We start from the raw sequence: 18876 nt of genomic DNA, 5'->3' as shown, positions 1-18876 counted from the left end.
AGATCCTATAAACAATATATTGGTTTTTGGAATTTTTTTTTTAGTTCATTTGCAATAGCTATTCCTGGATATATATGACCTCCAGTTCCTCCACTTCCTATAAGTATTCTAGGAATATTAGACAATTTTAGTATTGGTTTTTTCATAATATATAATTTTGCTTACACTTAATATGATACCAAAACTAAAAAAAGTAACCCACATAGAAGTTCCTCCAGCACTAATAAGAGGTAAAGTTTGTCCTGTAATAGGAAATAAACCTACAGCTATTCCCATATTAATGAGTGCTTGATAAATAATAGGTAATCCTACAGCAAGAACTAATAAAGAACAAAAATAATTTTTAACTTTAGTAGCTATAACCATAATTCTAAGCAAAATAAGTAGATAAATAAATAAAAGTATTACTCCTCCAAAAAATCCATATTCTTCTATAATAATAGCATAAATAAAATCAGAAGAAGATTGTGGTAAAAAAGCTTTTAAAACGCTTTTACCAGGACCACGACCAAATTTATTTCCTAAAACAATAGCTGTTTTAGATTGTATCATTTGATAACTTTCTTCAGATTCATTATCTAAAAATTTTTCTATGCGACTTTTCCATGTAAAAACTCTATGAATAGGGTTTTTATCTCCCCATTTTATCACAGAATAAATATATATTACAGAAAATAAAATTCCCATTAATAAAATATTAATAATTCCTTTTATAGGATAACCTCCTATAAAAAGTAAAATTAAAACAGAAATGAAAATAATGCCTGCAGTAGAACCATTAGCTGGAAAAATAAGACCTATAATAAAAAATATAGGAAATAATAATGGAAAAAAAGAATTAATAAAATTGATCCTTTTTTTTTTTTTTTTAGCTAAATATCTAGCGCAATAAATAAAAAGTACTAGAGACGCAATACTTGAAGTTTGAAAAGATATATTGATGATAGGAATATGCAGCCAACGAGAAGCATTAACTCCATCTACTTCTTTACCCTGATTTATAGTAAATACTAATAAAATTAACACTATAGGCATAAAAATTATAGACATACGATAAAAATATTTATAATCTATAAATTGAGTAAATAAAAGTATAAAAAAACCAATTAATAAAAATAAAGCATGTTTTAATAAATAACTAAATACTGTATTTGTTCCTCCATATGTACTAACTAAATTAGTACTTGCAGAATATACTGGTAAAAAAGAAAATATAGCTAATAAAGATATAAAAGCCCATAGATATCGGTCTCCTTTTATATACTTATTAAAAGTCTCTATTTTTTTCATTTTTTTTTATAAAAAATTTTTTTACTTCTTTTTTAAATTTATTTCCTTTTTCCTTATAATTTTTAAAAAGATCAAAACTGGAACAAGCAGGAGATAATAATACATTACATCCAGGTAAAGATAATTCATAAGCCATTTTAATAGCATTTTTCATGCTTATTGTTTCTAAAATAATATTAATAATATTTTTAAAAAAAAAGATAATTTTTTCATTATTTATTCCTAAACAAATTATAGCTTTTACTTTTTCTTTAACTAATGGTATCAATTCTTGATAATTATTTCCTTTATCTTCTCCTCCTGCTATCCATATAATAGGTTTATTTATACTTTGTAATGCATAAAAAACAGCATTAACATTAGTAGCTTTAGAATCGTTAATAAAATAAACTCCATTTACGTTTAATACTTTTTCCATACGGTGTTCTATAGCTTTTAATTTTGATAATATAGAAATTATTGATTCTTTTTTTACGTTTAATATTTCGGATATAATTAATGAAGCCATAATATTGTATAAATTATGATCTCCTATTAAAGAAATATTATTAATATCCATTAACAATTTTTCTTTATTTTTTGTATTTTTTTTTTTAATCATCCATATTTTTTTATCTTTTAAGTAAGCTCCAATAGGTAGTTTTTCTTTGATAGAAAAAGGAATACAATTAGATTTTATATAAAATTTTTTTAATCCATTTCTAATAATAGGATCATCATGATTATAAATGAATATATCTTTTTTTTTTTGAAAAAGTGCTATTTTAAATTTAGAATAAATGTAATTTTCAATATTATCATATCTATTTAGATGATCTCTTGTAATATTTAATAATACTGCAATATTTGAACGAAAATTATAACAGTCATCTAATTGAAAACTACTGACTTCTAATACATAAATATCTTTTTTTTTTAAAACTTCTTTGGAAAAACTACGTCCAATATTACCAGCTATTCCTACATTAATTCCTTCTTTTTTAAGAATTTTATATACAATAGAAGTTGTAGTAGTTTTTCCATTACTTCCTGTAATGCTTATTAAATAGTTTTTTTTTAGATAACTTTTACCAAATTCTAATTCAGATAAAATAGGAATACCAAAAGAATTAATTTTTTTTATTAGAATATTTTTTTTACAAATTCCAGGGCTTTTTATAATTTCAGTAGCTTTTTCAATTATAAAGTTTTCTGTATGTCCTTTTTCTTCAAAAATAATTTCATTTTTTTTTAAAATTTTTTTATATTTATTCATTATAATTCCAGAATCAGAAATAAATATTTTTAATCCATTTTTTTTTGCTAATAAAGCGGCTCCTACTCCACTTTCTCCTCCACCTAATACTACTATAAATTTTTTTTTCATTATTTTTTTAATAAATGAATAATATTAATACTAACAAAGAAAGCATGATTTGTATAATCATACAACGATTAAAAATTTTATTTTCATGATATCCTAATTTTTGAAAATGATGATGTAAAGGAGCCATAAGAAAAATTCTTTTTCCTATTCCATATTTTTTTTTAGAATATTTAAAATACAAAACTTGTACAAGTACAGAAATATTTTCTATAAAAAATATACCACATAAAATAGGTAAAGTGAATTCTTTTCTATTTATAATAGATAATGTTGCTATTACACTACCTATAGTCAAACTACCAGTATCTCCCATGAAAATTTGTGCTGGATAAACATTATACCAAAGAAAACTTATTAAAGATCCCAAAAAAGAAAAAGAAAACACAATAATCTCTTCTATATTAGGTATATACATTATATGTAAATAATAGGAATAAATTTTATTGCTGGATATTATAGATAATAAAGATAATGTTAAAATAATTATAGAAGAAATACCAGCTGTTAATCCATCTATGCCATCAGTTAAATTAGCCCCATTGGATAAAAATGTAACGATTATAATAATAAAAGGAATAAAAACCATCCATGAATATTTATTCCATTTTTTATTATACCAACTAAAAAAATAAGCATAATTAAACTCATTTTTATGAATAAAAAAAGGAATAGAAGTTTTAAATCCATTTTCTTTTTTATATAAAAAATGTGAATTTTTTTCATGAATAGATATATTTGTATTAAAATACATAGTATATCCAATAAAAAGTCCTAATATCATCTGACTTAATATTTTACCAGTTACACTAAGTCCTTTTTTGTTTTTATATTTTATTTTAATATAATCATCTATAAAACCAATACTTCCCATATATAATATAGTAATAATTAACATAAAAACATATATATTTTTCAATGAAGAAAAAAGTATTGTATAAATTAATGTAGAAAATATAATTATAAGACCACCCATTGTTGGAATTCCTTCTTTTTCTTTTTGTCCAATAAGACCAAGATCTCGTATAGTTTCTACTATGTTATTTTTTTTATTTTCATTACAATATATAATAATACATTTATAAGAAATTAAAGCTGTAAAAAAAGATAAAAAAAAAGCTATTAAAGATTTATAAAAAATAGGATGAAAAAAAAGTATAGTATTAATCATTTATTTATTATAAATTTTGAATAAATATTTAGTAATTTTCATATCATTAAAAGGATAACGTTTTCCTTTTATTTCTTGATAAGTTTCATGTCCTTTTCCTGCTATTAAAATAATATCTTTTTTTTTTGCAATTTGAATTGCAGTTTCAATAGCTTTTTTTCTATTAACAAAAGTTAAAATAGGTTTTTTATTTAGATATGATTTAAAATTTTTCATATCCATTAATATTTTTTCTGGAGATTCTCCTCTAGGATTATCAGATGTAAAAATAGATATATCACATTTTTCGTAAACAATCTTACCCATTAAAGAACGTTTTTTTTTATCTCTATTTCCTCCACAACCTATAACGCAAATCAATTTTTCTTTATTTTTTTTTGTTTCTTTAATGGTATTTAAAACAGTTTTTAATCCATCTGGATTATGTGCGTAATCAACAATGACTCTAATTCCTGAATGAGATAAAAATTTTTCAAAACGTCCTTCAATGGGATTTATATTTTTTATTATTTTAATAATATCATTTTTTTTTTACCTAATATAATAGCTGTAGCGTAACTGGCTAATAAATTATAAACATTACATTTTCCAATTAAATTAGAAAAAAATTTATGTTTATCAATTAATAATTGACTACCATTAATGTTTATTTTCAAAATTTTAATTTTAAAATTTGAATTTTTTTTTAATCCATAAAAATAAATTTTAGACAAAACATTTTTTATTATTTTATTTGAATTTTTATCATCGTAATTAATCAATGCAAAAGAATCTTTAGATAGATTATTAAAAAAAAGTTTTTTAGTAGATAAATAATTATTAAAAGATTTATGATAATCTAAATGATCATGTGTAATATTAGTAAAAATTCCACCTTTAAATAATAAACCTGAAATTCTATTTTGATGTATTCCATGTGAACTTACCTCCATAAAAGCATACTTACATCCTTTTTGTATTGATAAATTTAAATATTTATTAATTTCAATAATATTTGGAGTTGTATGTGTTGTAGTATATTTATGAGATAATATTTTTATACCTATAGTTGATATAAGAATATTTTTTTCACCCATATTAGAAAATAATTGATGAAGTATAACCGCTACAGATGTTTTTCCATTTGTTCCAGTAATTCCTATCAATTTTATTTTTTTTGTAGGATGATCATAAAAATTAGAGGATATTATTCCTAAAGCTTCCATAGAATTTGGAACAATAACATAAGTTATATTTTTTTGAATAAAAAAAGGAATAGTCTCACAAACAATAGTATTTGCACCATTTTTTATAGCGTCTTTTATAAATTTATGTCCATCTATTATTTTTCCTTTGTTTGCTACAAACATGGTGTTTGTTTGAACTAATTTAGAATATATATAAATTCCTTTTATAGATTTATAAATATCTTTTCCTATTATTTTTAACACACATACTTTTTCTAAAATATTTTTCAATATTTTTTTCATTCTTCTAGTTTCAAAAATATAATTTGATTTTTTTTTAATTTACTTCCTGGTTTAACAGATTGTTTTATGACTTTTCCTATACCTTTATATCGTATATTAAATCCATTATTTTCTAACATAGGTATAACCTCTTTTCCTGGAAAGGAAATAACATTAGGCATTTTACTTTTTTCTATAAAAATTTTTTTTGATTCTACAATTTTATTTATCAAATTTTCTTTATTTTCTTTTTTTAAAATTTTTTTTCTACCTATTATTGGATATATAGATTTAGCAATTTTATCAAATACAGGAACTGCTACTTCAATACCATAATATCCTATTTCTGGCTTTGAAATGACAACAATACAAGAATATTTAGGATTTTTAGCTGGAAAATATCCTACAAAAGAACTATTATAGGTCAAAGGTTTTCCTTTTATCCAATAATTTAATTGAGTTGTTCCAGTTTTTCCTGCATATGGATATTCTGTATGGTAATATTTTTTAGCTGTTCCATTTTTTACTACTCCTTCTAACATATTTTGAATTTTACTTAAAGAGGATTTTTTAGCTATAGAATAATTTATAACAATAGGTTTTGTATATTTTTTGATACTTTTTCCATTATATTTTATTTCTTTTATGAACATAGGTTTTACCATTTTACCTTTATTTGCTATAGCATTATAAAAAGTTAGTATTTGTAAAGGAGTTAATTTAATATTATATCCAAAAGTCATCCAAGGTAATGTTATACTATTCCAATTTTTTTCTCCAGGTTTTGGTATAAAAGGGGAACTTTCACCTGGTATATCTATACCTATTTTTTTATCTAATTTCCATTTACATAAATGTTTTATAAATTTATCTGGATTTTTTTTATAATTATCATATATAATTTTTGCTACTCCTACATTTGAAGAAAATTCCAATATTTGTTTTGGATTCATTTTTAGATATCCTTTATAATGACTATCTCGTATTTTTTTTCCTTTTAATTTCATAACTCCACCCTTAGTATTTATAATCATATTAATATCTATTTTTTTATCTTCTAAAGCAGCAAGAATAGACATAGTTTTAAAAGTAGATCCAGGTTCACTTCCTTCCCATACGGAAAAATTTCTTAAATCTTCATAAGTATTTTTTTTTGTTTTTTCTAAATTAATCATAGCAGGAATTTCTCCACTTTTTACATCCATAAGGATAACACATCCATGGTCCGCTTGAGAAATAGATAATTGTTGAAGCAATGCGTGATAAGCTATATCTTGTAAATATATATCTATAGTGGAATAAACATCTTTTCCATCTTCTGGATCAATTTCATTTTCTGATTTTAATGGTTTCCATATTTTAGAACTGATTTTTTGTTCTAATCTTTTTCCATCTCTTCCTTTTAAATATTTACTAAATGCTCCTTCTAATCCTACTTTTCCTCTATGATCATCATATCCTAATGTTCTTTTTCCAATATTTCCTAATGTATGAATCCTACATATTTTTTTTTCTACAATAAATCCTCCTCTTATTTGTCCTTTATTAAAAATTGGAAAATTACGTAATATTTTAAAATGTGGATAATCTATATTTTTTGCTAATAAAAAATATCTATTACCTTTTTTCTTTTCTAATTGAAATTTTTTTATATAAAAAAATTTTGGTTTTTTAAACAAAAACTCTAGGGAGTTACATAAAGAGTAAATATTTTCTTTAAATAATTTTTCAGGTATTGATCTAAAATCAACATGTATATTATATTTTATAACAGACATAGCTAAAATACTTCTATCTGAAGCATAAATATTTCCACGTTTAGCTTTAATTAAATTGGATCTAATTGTTTTTTCTATGACATATTTTTTGTATCCTTCTGAAGAATTTTGAATATAAAATAAATTAAAAATTATTAATGCAGCAATAAAAATGAATAAAAAACCAATTAAATAAGATTTGTATAATAAAATATATCTTTTACGTTTCACATTTATTTATTTATACGTATTATATAAAACTATACTAATTATTTAATTTTTTATATCTTCTAAAATTAATTCATATGGAGGTTCTTCTATATGTTCCAATCCATTAACTAATTTTTTTTTTAAAAAAGAAGCTAATTGCATTTTCATACATTGACTATGTATATCTGCATATTCAGATTTTAATTCTTTTATTTCTTCACTTATTTTAGTTATTTTTCTTATTTTTCGATCCATTATATGTGAACTAGTAATACTAATTAAAGATAGTATAGTAATAAAAACAATAAAATTCCAACTACGATAAGCGTATTCTTTTACTAAAAATTTTCCTTTTATAATATCTTTTGTTTTCATCTTTTCATTTTCTAAATCTTTTCTGCAATTCTTAATCTAGCACTTCTAGATCTTCTATTATTCAATATTTCTTGAATTTTTGGTTTTATTACTTTTTTGTGAATCATTCTAAATGGTATATTTTTTAAATTAGTTATTCCTAATAAAATTCCTTTTTTAAAAAAATATTTAATAATTCTATCTTCAATAGAATGATATGAAATAATGGCTATTCTTCCTCCTGGAATTATTATTTTAGAAGATTCTAATAAAAAATATTTTAAAAAATGAATCTCATTATTTACTTTTATTCGTATAGCTTGGAAAAGCCTAGCAAAAAATCTTTTCTTTTTTTTAAAAGATCCTTTAACGAAAAAAATATTCATTAAATCAAAAGTCGTATTAATATTTTTTTTTAAACGTTTTTTTAGTATTTTTTCTGCAATTTTTTTTGAATTTTTAAACTCTCCATATTCATAAAATATATTAGATAATTCTTTTTTTGAAGATTCATTAATAACATTTAGAGCAGAATAATAAGAATCTTGATTCATTCTCATATCCAAAATACAATTCAATTGATTAGAAAAACCTCTATTAGGATTATTTATTTGAAATGATGAAAGGCCTAAATCTGCTAAGATACCTGATACTTTTTCAATACGTTTATTATTTATAATAATATCTCGTATATGAACAAAATTTTTATGAAATAGATAAAAACGTTTATCATTAATAAAATTTTTTTTTATAGATTCTTTATCCTGATCTAAAGCTATTAAAGTACCTTTTTTATTTAATTTTTTTAAAATAGCATAAGAATGTCCTCCTCCTCCAAAAGTAACATCTACATAAACACCATTCTTATCTGTTATTAAATTTTCAGTACTTTCCTTTAGAAGAACGGACTTATGATGATACTGATTCATTTTATTTTTTTTGTATAAATAATACAAAATTATATTTTATAAATTAAAAAATTTTATGAAATTTCATTTAATAAAAACAGATAATTTTTCTAAAGCAAGAGTTGGTATTTTAGAAACAGAACATGGTAAAATAAAAACTCCCATTTTTATGACAATAGCTTCAAGTGGTTTTGTTAAATCTGTTCCAATACAAGAACTTTATAAAATATCCGATATAATTCTTGGAAATACTTATCATTTATATTTTAGACCAGGAATTAAAACATTACATAAAGTAGGAGGAATTCATTATTTTATGAATTGGAAAAAATCTATTTTAACAGATAGTGGAGGTTTTCAAATTTTTTCTATGAGAAAATTAAATAAAAAAACAGAAAATGGAGTAATGTTTAAATCTATTATAAATGGATCTTACCATTTTTTTTCTCCAGAAAAATCTATGGAAATACAACGTTATATTGGAGGAGATATTATTATGGCTTTTGATGATTGTCCTTCTTTTCCATGTAGTTATAATGAAGCAAAAGAATCTGTAAAAATAACACATTCTTGGCTTAAAAAATGTTATTCTTATTTAGATAAAAATCCAGAAAAATATAATTATAAACAAGGATTTTTTCCTATTATACAGGGTAGTATTTATCCTGATTTAAGACAATATTCCGCAGAAAAAATATCGCTTTTAAAAGCGGAAGGATACGCTATAGGTGGTTTAAGTTTAGGAGAAAATAAAGAAATAACATTTAATATAATAGATTTATTAACAAATGTTTTACCTAAAAAAAAACCTAGATATTTAATGGGTGTAGGTTATCCAGAAGATCTTTTAGAAGGAATTTCTCTTGGAGTAGATATGTTTGATTGTGTTATTCCTACAAGAAATGGACGTCATGGTATGTTATTTACATGGAAAGGAATAATAAATATAAAAAATAAAAAATGGGAAAAAAATTTTTCTTGCTTAGATGAATTTGGAAATTCATATGTAGACAAATTATATAGTAAATCTTATGTTAGACACCTTTTTTTATCTAAAGAAAATTTAGCAAAAGAAATAGCTTCAATACATAATATTTATTTTTACTATAATTTACTTAAAAAAGCAAGAATTCATATTATGCATAATAATTTTTTTTCTTGGAAAAAATCAATAATTCCTTTGTTGAAAAAAAGAATATGAAAATTATTGATCATTATATTATTCGTAATTTTTTTATTTCTTTTGTATTTATAACTTTTTCTTTATTATCATTATCTGTGATTATAGATATATCTCAACGTATACATCGTTTAGAAAATAATCAAGGATCAATTAAAGATGCTTTAATTTTTTATTATCCTTTTTGGAGTATATGGTTAGTTAATACTTTTTATCCTATATCCGTTTTTTTATCAGTTATTTTTTTTACATCTAAATTAGCAAAAAATTCAGAAATAAATGCGATTCTAGTAAGTGGAATTAGTTTTAAAAGATTAACTATTCCCTATTTATTATCATCTAGTATTATAGTATTATTATCCTTAATTATAAATTATTATTTTTTACCTTTAGCTAATAAAAAAAAAAATAAATTTCATTACCAATATTTATTAAATTCAAGATATAAAAATAAATATGAAAACAATCAAACTGTAAGTGTTCAAATTTCAAATAATGAATATATTTTTATACGAAATTTTTCAAAAAAAAAAAATATAGGAAAAAACTTTATTTATCAAAAATTTTATAAAAAAAAATTAATATATATTCTAAAATCTAAAAAAATTTTTGGATTTAAAAAAAATAAAATATACATATTATATGATTGTAACGAAACTAAAATCAAAAAAAATCATGATTTTTTTATAAGTTATTTTTATAAAATAATAAAATTACCTATGACTCCGGAAGAACTATTACCAGAAGAATATATAGCGGAAACTATGACTATTTTTGAATTAAAAAAATTCATTGATATAGAAAAAAAAATAAAAAATGTAAATATTTATTTAAATGAATATTATCAAAGAACAAGTTTACCTTTTTCAACTTTTATATTTACTATCTTAGGGTTATCTATTTCTTCAAGAAAGAAAGTAGAAATTGGTTATAATATTATAATAGGTGTAATATTATCTTTTATATATATCTTCTTTATAGAAATTACAAAAATATATTCAACAAAAGATTATATTTCATCTTATATATCTGTTTGGTCTCCAAATATTATTTTTGGAATGATTGCATTTTTATTATGGAATAATAGAAATAAATATTAATTCATTTCAAATCCTGCAATATATACTTGTCCATTCTGTTTAATAGACTTTATAGTAACATCTCCTGAATATTTTTTTAAAACACGATCAACATCACCAATTTTTTTCATTTTATTTCCATTAATAGATAAAATAATATCTCCTTCTTCTAATCCAATAGTACTTAAACGACCTGTTTTTATTTCTTTTATTCTAATTCCATAATCAATACCAAAATCTTTTTTAGATTCTTTACTGAGATCTTCAAAAGTAGCACCTAATAATTCAGATGGAGTAATTTCTTCTCTAGTTCTTATTTTTGTTCTTCCTTGTAAATCTTTTAAAGTAATGTTAAAAGACTTTTTATATTTATTTCGTATTATATTAACTTTTACTTTATCTCCTGGATGTTTTGTCCCTACAATAAATGATAAATCTGCAATATTTTGTATTAGTTTACCATCTATACTTTTTATTATGTCTCCTTTTTTAAGTCCTGCATCTTCTGCTCCACTTTTTGCAAATACTTCTCCTATCAAAAACCCTTGTTGTGGTTTTATATTTTGATGAGTTTCCTTATTATATGCTTTTAAATATTCTGTTTTTGATAAATCCATTCCTCTTACTCCTAAATATGCACGTTGTACTGCTCCATATTTTTTTATATCCTGTATAACTTTTGATACCAAATTAGAAGGAGCTGCAAAACTATATCCTATAAAATTACCTGAAGCAGAAGAAATAGCAGTATTAATTCCAATTAATTCTCCATTAGTGTTTACCAAAGCACCACCACTATTTCCAGGATTGACAGCAGCATCCGTTTGGAAAAACGATTCAATAGAAGATTGTGTTTCTCCTCTTAATATTCCTAAACTTCTATTTTTTGCACTAATTATACCTGCTGTAACAGTAGAATTTAAATCAAAAGGATTTCCTATAGCTAAAACCCATTCTCCTACTTGCACTTTATTAGAATCTGAAAAATAAATAAAAGGTAAATTTTTTTCATTTATTTTTAATAAAGCAATATCCGTACTAGGATCTGAACCTATTAATTTAGCTCTATAAGTTCTTTGATCACTAAGAGTTATTTCTATTTTTTCTGCTTCTTTTATAACATGATTATTAGTAACAACATATCCATCTGGTGAAATTATAACTCCTGAACCATGAAGTCCAGGAATATCATTTTTTTGAGGTTTTTTATCTTTATTACCACCAAAATCATCAGGAAAACCAAAAAAGAAATCAAACGGATCAAATTGATTACTATATTTTTTTGAAAAATTTTTTACATTAACTACTGCATCAATAGTTTTTTCTACTACTCTTGTAAAATCCGGTAATCCAGCAGAACTAACTAAAGAAGAATTAGATAAAGGTAAATTATTAGAAGATGAAGTATATGGAAATAATAAAGGTTTTTCTTTTATTGTATGTTTATATGCAGCAATAGTTATAATTGAACTCATAATACTGCTAAATACAATATAAAAAATTATTTTCTTCATCCTTAATATTTTATGGTAATAAGAAACAAATATATGTAAATATTAGATATAACGTTCATTACTTTTTTTTATATATTTAAAAAAAATAAAAAATATTAACTTCGTTATTTATGGAACTAGATTTTTTTAAATACAATGGAACAGGTAACGATTTTATTATTCTAGATTATAGAAAAAAAATTGTAAAAAAAAATGATATTTTTTTATTCAAAAAATTGTGTGATAGACATTTTGGAATTGGTGCAAATGGAGTTATTTTAATTCAAAATGATCATAAAAGTAGTTTTTATATGAAATATTTTAATTCTGACGGAAGAGAAAGTACTATGTGTGGGAATGGAGGAAGATGTGCTATACTTTTTTCTAAAAAATTAGGTTTTTTAAAAAAAGATAATGAAAAAATTCATTTTAAGGCTATAGACGGATATCATCATGGATTTATAATTAATAAAAACGTATCTATAAGTTTACTTGATATAAAAAAAAAAGATATAAAAATTTATAAAAAACATATTATTTTAAATACTGGATCTCCACATTATATTGTATTTGTAGAAAAAATGAAAAATATAAATGTATATGAAGAAGGTAAAAAAATAAGATTTAACAATGAATATTTTGAAAAAGGAATTAATGTAAATTTTGTAGAAGTACTTAATAATAAGTCTATACAAGTACGAACTTATGAAAGAGGAGTAGAAAATGAAACCTTATCTTGTGGAACAGGTGTTACTGCTTCAGTTATTGCTGCATGTGAAATAAATAAAATTAATGAGGAAAAAATATTAGTTAATACTTTAGGAGGTAATTTATCAGTTTCTTTAAAAAAAAATAAAAATATATATAAAAATATTTATTTAACTGGATCTGTTAATTTTATATTTAAAGGATACATTAACATATAAAAATATTATGAATTATTCAATTGACTTAGTATCTTTAAAATTTATTAAAGAATACTTAAATACTTTTTCTCCTGTAGGAGAAGAAAATAAAGGACAAAAAATATGGATAAATCATATAAATTCTTATGTAGATAAGATATATACAGATTTATATGGAACTGCAGTAGGATTAATTAATCCTGTATCTCCGTATAAATTAATTATTGAAGCTCATGCGGATGAAATATCTTGGTATGTTAATTATATAACAGAAGATGGAATTATATATGTTTCTCGTAATGGAGGATCTGATCATCAAATAGCACCATCTAAAAAAGTAGTAATTCATACAGAAAAAGGATTAGTAGATGGAATATTTGGATGGCCTGCTATTCATACTAGAAAAGAAGAAAAATACCCTAATGTTGATAACATATTTATAGATATTGGAGTTTCTAATAAAAAAGAAGCAATAAATTTGGGAGTTCATGTAGGTTGTATTATTACTTATCCAGATAATTTTTTCATTATGAACCATAATTATTTTGTATCTAAAGCATTAGATAATAAAATAGGAGGTTTTATAATAGCGGAAGTAGCAAAAATGATAAAAAAAAATCATATAGATTTAAAATTTGGATTATATATAGTTAATTCAGTTCAAGAAGAAGTTGGATTAAAAGGAGCTAAAATGATTTCTAGAACTATACGACCTCATATTGCTATTGTAACAGATGTAACACACGATACTCATACTCCTATGATTGATAAAAAAATACAAGGAGATATTAAATGTGGATTAGGACCTGTAATAGGATATTCTTCATCAATACAAAAAAATGTAAGAGAACTTATTATTAATACTGCTAAAAATAAAAAAATATGTTTTCAACGTTTAGTATCTAGATATACTGGAACAGATACAGATGCTTTTGCTTATTCTAACAAAGGAGTATCCTCAGCTTTAATATCCATACCACTTAGATATATGCATACAACAGTAGAAATGGTACATAAAAAAGACGTAGAAAAAACTATATTATTAATATTTGAAACTTTACAAGAGATAAATAATAATTATAAAGAATTTTTTAATTTTCATAAATTAAATCTGAAATGAATAATATCTCCATCTTGAATTAAATAATTTTTTCCTACTAAAAATATTTTTCCAGCTTTTTTTGCTTGTTCTTCTGATTTATATTTTATAAAATCATTATAATGAATTATTTCTGCTCGTATAAATCCTTTTTTTAAATCTGTATGAATTACTGATGAAGCAGTATGAGCTGTACATATATTTGGTATTGACCAAGCACGTATTTCTTTTTTTCCTACTGTAAAAAAACTTTGTAAGTTTAATAACTTATATGCTTTTTGAAGAATTTTATCTATTTTATTTTTTTTTTTACATTTATTTTTTAAGGATACAACCATTAAAGTTGAATTTTCAATTTCAACTATTTTTTTAATATTTTCTATATGTAATTTAGTTTCTTTATCTAATAAATCGTTTATATTACATATATAAATAACTGGTTTTATAGTTAATAATTGTAAATTTTTTATATATTTATTTTCATCTTCTTTTAATGGATATATTCTAATATTTTTTCCTTCTTTAAGAAAAGAAAGAATTTTGTTTAATAAATATGTAAATTTTTTATTTTCTTTTTTTTTACTAATTTTTTCTAATTTTTTTTCTATTGTTTCTATATCTTTTAATTGTAATTCCATGTTAATAATTTCTATATCTCTAACAGGATTTATAGATCCTTCTATATGAAGAATGCTAATATCATTAAAAACACGTATTATATGAAGAATTACATTTGTTTCTCTAATATGGGATAAAAATTTATTTCCTAATCCATCTCCTTTATGAGATCCTCTGATTAATCCAGCTATATCTACTATTTTTATTTCAGATGGAATAACTTTAATTGGATTTACAATTTTTTGTAATTCGTATAATCTTTGATCTGGAACTTTTGTAATTCCATAATTAGGTTCTATAGTACAAAAAGGAAAATTTTCAGATAAAACTTGAGAATTAGAAATAAGATTAAAAAATGTCGATTTTCCTGTATTTGGAAGACCAATAATTCCACATTTCATATAGATATTTTTTATTATATAAAATACAATTTTTATAAAAAAGTATTATTATTTTTATAATAAAAAATTAATTATATGAATGAATAAAAATAAGATGCCTTTTTGGCAACATATTGAAGAATTGAGAAAACATGTAATTAATTGTTTTTTAGCTATTATCATTGTAATGATCATTTTAATGAATAATAAAAATATTATATTCAATTATATTATTTTCGGTCCATCTAGAATGGATTTTATTACTTATCGTTTATTTTATAAATTAACAAATACTTTTTTAGGCCTTCATTCTAATTCTTTTTCTTTTTTATACCAAAATTTAGAAATACAAAATAGAAAAATATTTGGTCAATTTAATATTTATGTATGGACTTGTTTTATTGGAAGTTTTATTTTATCTTTTCCATATATTTTATATGAATTTTGGAAATTTATAAAACCGGCTCTTTCTGATAAAGAAAAAAAATATTCCATAGTAATTTTTATAACAGCAACTACTTTATTTATTTTAGGAGTTTTTTTTGGATATTTTATATTATGTCCATTTTTAATTCACTTTGGATATTCTTTTAGAATAAGTTTTATTCCAAAAAATATATTTGATCTTTCAGATTATATTTCTTTAGTAACTCATTCTGTATTATCTATGGGAATTATTTTTTTATTTCCTTTTATCATATATTTTCTTACCAAGATGGAATTAATTTCATATTTCTTTTTAAGAAAATATAGAAAACATGCTTTTTTAATAATGTTAATTTTTGCTTCTGCTATTACACCTGGAGATATTATAAGTACTATAATAGTTTTAATACCTTTACTAATACTTTATCAGTTAAGTATATATATATCTTTTTATGTGAATAAAAAAACCTCTTAATTATAAGAGGTTTTTTTATTTTAATTTTTACAGATTACAGATTTTTGTATTTATTTTTTCTTTTGTATTATTATTTCAACACGTCTTCCTTTTTTATATTTTTTTGAACTTCCTAATCCTCTAATTTCTATTCTAGAAGGATTAATTCCTCTGTTAACTAAAGCTTCAAAAACAGAATTTGCTCTTTTTATGGATAATATTTTATTTTGATAAAATTTTCCATGAGAATCAGCATATCCATTTATATAAAATTTAGAATTAGGAAAATAATTATTCATCATATTAGCAATATCTTTAATAATAACTAAAGAATGATTAGATAATGAATATTTTCCCATATTAAATAAAATAGGATTAAAAACAACATTAGGACATCCTCCATTTTCTTTTTTTCCAAATTTATTAGGACATTTATCTTCATAATCTGGTATATTATCTAAATCTGTATCAGGACATCCTTTAAATTTTTTTAATCCAAATTGATTTGGACATAAATCGTCTTTATCTAAAACTCCATCATTATCTATATCTTTATCTTTACAACAAATTTTTTCTTCATAAAAATTTTTTTCTTCTTTTGATGGTAAATCATATTTATTTTCCATCATATTTTTATTTTCCTTATTTTTTTTAAAAGTATTTTTACCAAAACGGAAAATAAAGCCTATATTATGTTTCCAAAAATTTAAATAATTTTTTGATTTTGGTTCTACTATTTGATTATAAGTACTTTCTAAATTAATACCTAAATTTGGTATTAACCAAAGATTTATACCTCCTCCACCATCTAATAAAAAAAAGTTTTTACTATTCGTTTTAAAATATTTTACATCTGATACTCTTAATTCTCTATTTATATAATTATTAAATCTATGATATCCAGCCCCCAATCTTAAATAAGGATCAAATTTTTGATAAGGAAAAACATATAAATTTACACCTTGACTAAGTTTAAGGAAAAAGTTATTTGATATTCTCCATTTATTATTATTTACTATACCTATTGAACCTTCTGAATATAATCCTATATAATCATTTATCTTATGCTCTAACCCTAAACTAGAAATAATAGGAGTAAAACTATTATTCCTTTTTAAAAAAAAACCTTTAAAAGGAGATTGAACAGGATAAAAATTTATATCATGAGCTGTACCTCTAATAAACCATTTTTCTTCCGAAGAATGAGAAAAAACAGAAGAAAAAAAAGTAAATAAAGCAATAATAAAAAAATTGACGTTTTTCATACAACTATAATTTCTTTGAATCTAAACAAATATATTAAATATTTAATTTCAAATAATTAAATTAAATACATTAAATAAAATTTTTTTTTCTTTTGAAAGATTTTTCAATCTCCCTAATTGAATCTTTTTTTCGCAAAAATTCACGTTTATCATATATTTTTTTTCCTTTAGCTAAAACTATTTTCATTTTTACATATCCTTTTTCATTAAAAAATAATTCTATAGGAATAATAGTTAATCCTGAAGTTTTTAATTTTTTATTAATTTTAATTAATTCTTTTTTATTAAGTAATAATTTTCTTTCTCTTCTGCTTGAATGATTAAAATTTGTTCCAAATTTATATTCAGATATATACATATTAATAGAATATAATTCTCCATTTTTCATTTGACAAAAACTTTCTGTTATATTAACTGTTTTTTGTCTTATAGATTTAACTTCTGTACCAAATAATTGTATTCCAGCTATATAATAATCTAAAAAATAATATTGAAATTTTGCTTTTCTATTAATAATACTCATAAATAATTAATTATTATTTTTGTGAAATATTTAAACGAAAATACGAAAATATAATAAGATTGAAATTTTGTTTTAAAAAAAATAAAAAATGAATGAAGAACGTTATTTAAAGGATTTTTGTTTTCAAGTAAGAAGAGATATACTCCGTATGACTAATGACGCAAAATCAGGACATCCTGGTGGTTCTTTAGGTTGTACGGAATATTTTGTTGCTTTATATCAAAAAATAATGCATTATAATCCAAAAGAATTTTCTATGAATGGAAAAGGAGAAGATCTTTTTTTTCTATCTAATGGACATATATCCCCTGTCTATTATAGTGTATTATCTAGATCTGGTTTTTTCTCTATAAAGGAATTATCTTCTTTTAGAAAATTAAATTCACGTTTACAAGGTCACCCCTCTGTACATAGAAAATTACCTGGAATACGAATTTCTTCTGGTTCTTTAGGACAAGGAATGTCTGTTTCTATTGGAGCAGCTTTATCAAAAAAATTAAATAAAGAATTTGATAATATTATTTATAGTTTACATGGAGATGGAGAATTGAATGAAGGACAAATATGGGAAGCAGCTTTATATGCTGGTTCTAAAAATATAGATAATTATATAGCCACTGTAGATTATAATGGACAACAAATAGATGGAAGTACAAATGAAGTTTTACCTTTAGGAAATTTAAAGAAAAAATTTGAATCTTTTGATTGGAAAGTTATTGAAGAATTGGAAGGTAACAATATTGAAAAAGTTATTAATGTTTTAAAAAAAGCTAAAAATGAAACTAAAAAAGGATATCCAATTTTAATTATACTATATACTAAAATGGGATATGGAGTAGATTTTATGGTAGATAATAATGCATGGCATGGTAAATATCCTAATAAAGAAGAATTGGATAATGCTTTAAGTCAAATACCTATAACTCCTTTAGGAGATTATCCTATAAAATAGT

At 22.1% G+C, this 18876-nt stretch carries 19 protein-coding genes; 6 read left to right on the top strand and 13 right to left on the bottom strand.

Features of this window, described 5'->3' with window-relative positions; genetic code table 11:
- Window positions 1-5 precede the first annotated feature (5 nt).
- The 9 genes from H0H36_RS03120 to rsmH form a co-directional block, all read right to left on the bottom strand.
- On the bottom strand, window positions 6-146 hold the full coding sequence (locus H0H36_RS03120) for a glycosyltransferase (protein ID WP_262887375.1): 141 nt from the start codon (window positions 144-146) through the stop codon (window positions 6-8).
- A complete protein-coding gene (locus H0H36_RS01265; protein WP_185869834.1) occupies window positions 118-1290 on the bottom strand; it encodes an FtsW/RodA/SpoVE family cell cycle protein in 1173 nt (390 codons plus the stop codon). The genes H0H36_RS03120 and H0H36_RS01265 overlap by 29 nt, the downstream gene beginning before the upstream one ends.
- A complete protein-coding gene (murD, locus tag H0H36_RS01260; protein WP_185869833.1) occupies window positions 1268-2656 on the bottom strand; it encodes a UDP-N-acetylmuramoyl-L-alanine--D-glutamate ligase in 1389 nt (462 codons plus the stop codon). Before murD ends, H0H36_RS01265 begins: the two co-directional genes overlap by 23 nt.
- Before the next feature lie 7 nt (window positions 2657-2663).
- Window positions 2664-3824 carry a phospho-N-acetylmuramoyl-pentapeptide-transferase gene (gene mraY, locus H0H36_RS01255; protein WP_185869832.1) on the bottom strand — a complete coding sequence of 387 codons (1161 nt, stop codon included), beginning with the start codon at window positions 3822-3824 and terminating at the stop codon, window positions 2664-2666.
- Window positions 3825-4265 carry a glutamate ligase domain-containing protein gene (locus H0H36_RS03100; protein WP_238786215.1) on the bottom strand — a complete coding sequence of 147 codons (441 nt, stop codon included), beginning with the start codon at window positions 4263-4265 and terminating at the stop codon, window positions 3825-3827.
- A gap of 65 nt (window positions 4266-4330) precedes the next feature.
- Entirely contained in the window at window positions 4331-5281 is a 951-nt protein-coding gene (locus H0H36_RS03095) for a Mur ligase family protein (protein WP_238786211.1), read from the bottom strand.
- Between the two features lie 8 nt (window positions 5282-5289).
- Entirely contained in the window at window positions 5290-7260 is a 1971-nt protein-coding gene (locus H0H36_RS01245) for a penicillin-binding protein (protein ID WP_185869831.1), read from the bottom strand.
- A gap of 42 nt (window positions 7261-7302) precedes the next feature.
- Entirely contained in the window at window positions 7303-7614 is a 312-nt protein-coding gene (locus tag H0H36_RS01240) for an FtsL-like putative cell division protein (protein WP_185869830.1), read from the bottom strand.
- Window positions 7615-7625: 11 nt separating this feature from the next.
- Complete coding sequence (gene rsmH / locus H0H36_RS01235) at window positions 7626-8522, bottom strand: 16S rRNA (cytosine(1402)-N(4))-methyltransferase RsmH (RefSeq protein ID WP_185869829.1); 897 nt, start codon at window positions 8520-8522, stop codon at window positions 7626-7628.
- Window positions 8523-8577: 55 nt separating this feature from the next.
- Here rsmH and tgt point away from each other — a divergent pair, with 55 nt between their 5' ends.
- A complete protein-coding gene (gene tgt / locus H0H36_RS01230; RefSeq protein WP_185869828.1) occupies window positions 8578-9702 on the top strand; it encodes a tRNA guanosine(34) transglycosylase Tgt in 1125 nt (374 codons plus the stop codon).
- Entirely contained in the window at window positions 9699-10781 is a 1083-nt protein-coding gene (locus tag H0H36_RS01225; RefSeq protein WP_185869827.1) for an LptF/LptG family permease, read from the top strand. The genes tgt and H0H36_RS01225 overlap by 4 nt, the downstream gene beginning before the upstream one ends.
- Here the strand turns inward: H0H36_RS01225 and H0H36_RS01220 are convergent.
- Window positions 10778-12274: a Do family serine endopeptidase gene (locus tag H0H36_RS01220; RefSeq protein WP_185869826.1), complete on the bottom strand. Its 1497-nt coding sequence runs from the start codon at window positions 12272-12274 to the stop codon at window positions 10778-10780. The two genes, H0H36_RS01225 and H0H36_RS01220, sit on opposite strands and share 4 nt — an antisense overlap.
- A 110-nt stretch (window positions 12275-12384) precedes the next feature.
- Between H0H36_RS01220 and dapF the strand changes: the two genes are divergently transcribed.
- Both dapF and H0H36_RS01210 read left to right on the top strand, forming a co-directional pair.
- Window positions 12385-13179 carry a diaminopimelate epimerase gene (dapF, locus tag H0H36_RS01215; protein ID WP_185869825.1) on the top strand — a complete coding sequence of 265 codons (795 nt, stop codon included), beginning with the start codon at window positions 12385-12387 and terminating at the stop codon, window positions 13177-13179.
- Window positions 13180-13186: 7 nt separating this feature from the next.
- On the top strand, window positions 13187-14278 hold the full coding sequence (locus tag H0H36_RS01210; protein WP_185869824.1) for a zinc-binding metallopeptidase family protein: 1092 nt from the start codon (window positions 13187-13189) through the stop codon (window positions 14276-14278).
- Here H0H36_RS01210 and H0H36_RS01205 read toward each other — a convergent pair.
- Window positions 14257-15276, bottom strand: a complete 1020-nt coding sequence (locus H0H36_RS01205) for a redox-regulated ATPase YchF (RefSeq protein ID WP_185869823.1) — start codon at window positions 15274-15276, stop codon at window positions 14257-14259. The two genes, H0H36_RS01210 and H0H36_RS01205, sit on opposite strands and share 22 nt — an antisense overlap.
- A gap of 79 nt (window positions 15277-15355) precedes the next feature.
- Between H0H36_RS01205 and tatC the strand changes: the two genes are divergently transcribed.
- Complete coding sequence (tatC, locus tag H0H36_RS01200) at window positions 15356-16156, top strand: twin-arginine translocase subunit TatC (RefSeq protein ID WP_185869822.1); 801 nt, start codon at window positions 15356-15358, stop codon at window positions 16154-16156.
- 50 nt (window positions 16157-16206) lie between these two features.
- Here the strand turns inward: tatC and H0H36_RS01195 are convergent, their stop codons facing one another.
- Together H0H36_RS01195 and smpB are read right to left on the bottom strand one after the other, a co-directional pair.
- On the bottom strand, window positions 16207-17400 hold the full coding sequence (locus tag H0H36_RS01195) for an OmpA family protein (protein WP_185869821.1): 1194 nt from the start codon (window positions 17398-17400) through the stop codon (window positions 16207-16209).
- 70 nt (window positions 17401-17470) lie between these two features.
- On the bottom strand, window positions 17471-17923 hold the full coding sequence (gene smpB / locus H0H36_RS01190) for an SsrA-binding protein SmpB (RefSeq protein ID WP_185869820.1): 453 nt from the start codon (window positions 17921-17923) through the stop codon (window positions 17471-17473).
- Between the two features lie 88 nt (window positions 17924-18011).
- Between smpB and H0H36_RS01185 the strand changes: the two genes are divergently transcribed.
- Window positions 18012-18875, top strand: coding sequence for a transketolase (locus tag H0H36_RS01185; RefSeq protein WP_185869819.1), 864 nt, complete (start codon window positions 18012-18014; stop codon window positions 18873-18875).
- Window position 18876: the final 1 nt, after the last annotated feature.

It is taken from the genome of Blattabacterium cuenoti, from assembly GCF_014252395.1.
Taxonomy (GTDB): Bacteria; Bacteroidota; Bacteroidia; order Flavobacteriales; family Blattabacteriaceae; genus Blattabacterium; species Blattabacterium cuenoti_AA.
The sequence above is the reverse complement of the archived record's forward strand: the minus strand, read 5'-3'. Positions and strand labels throughout refer to the sequence as shown.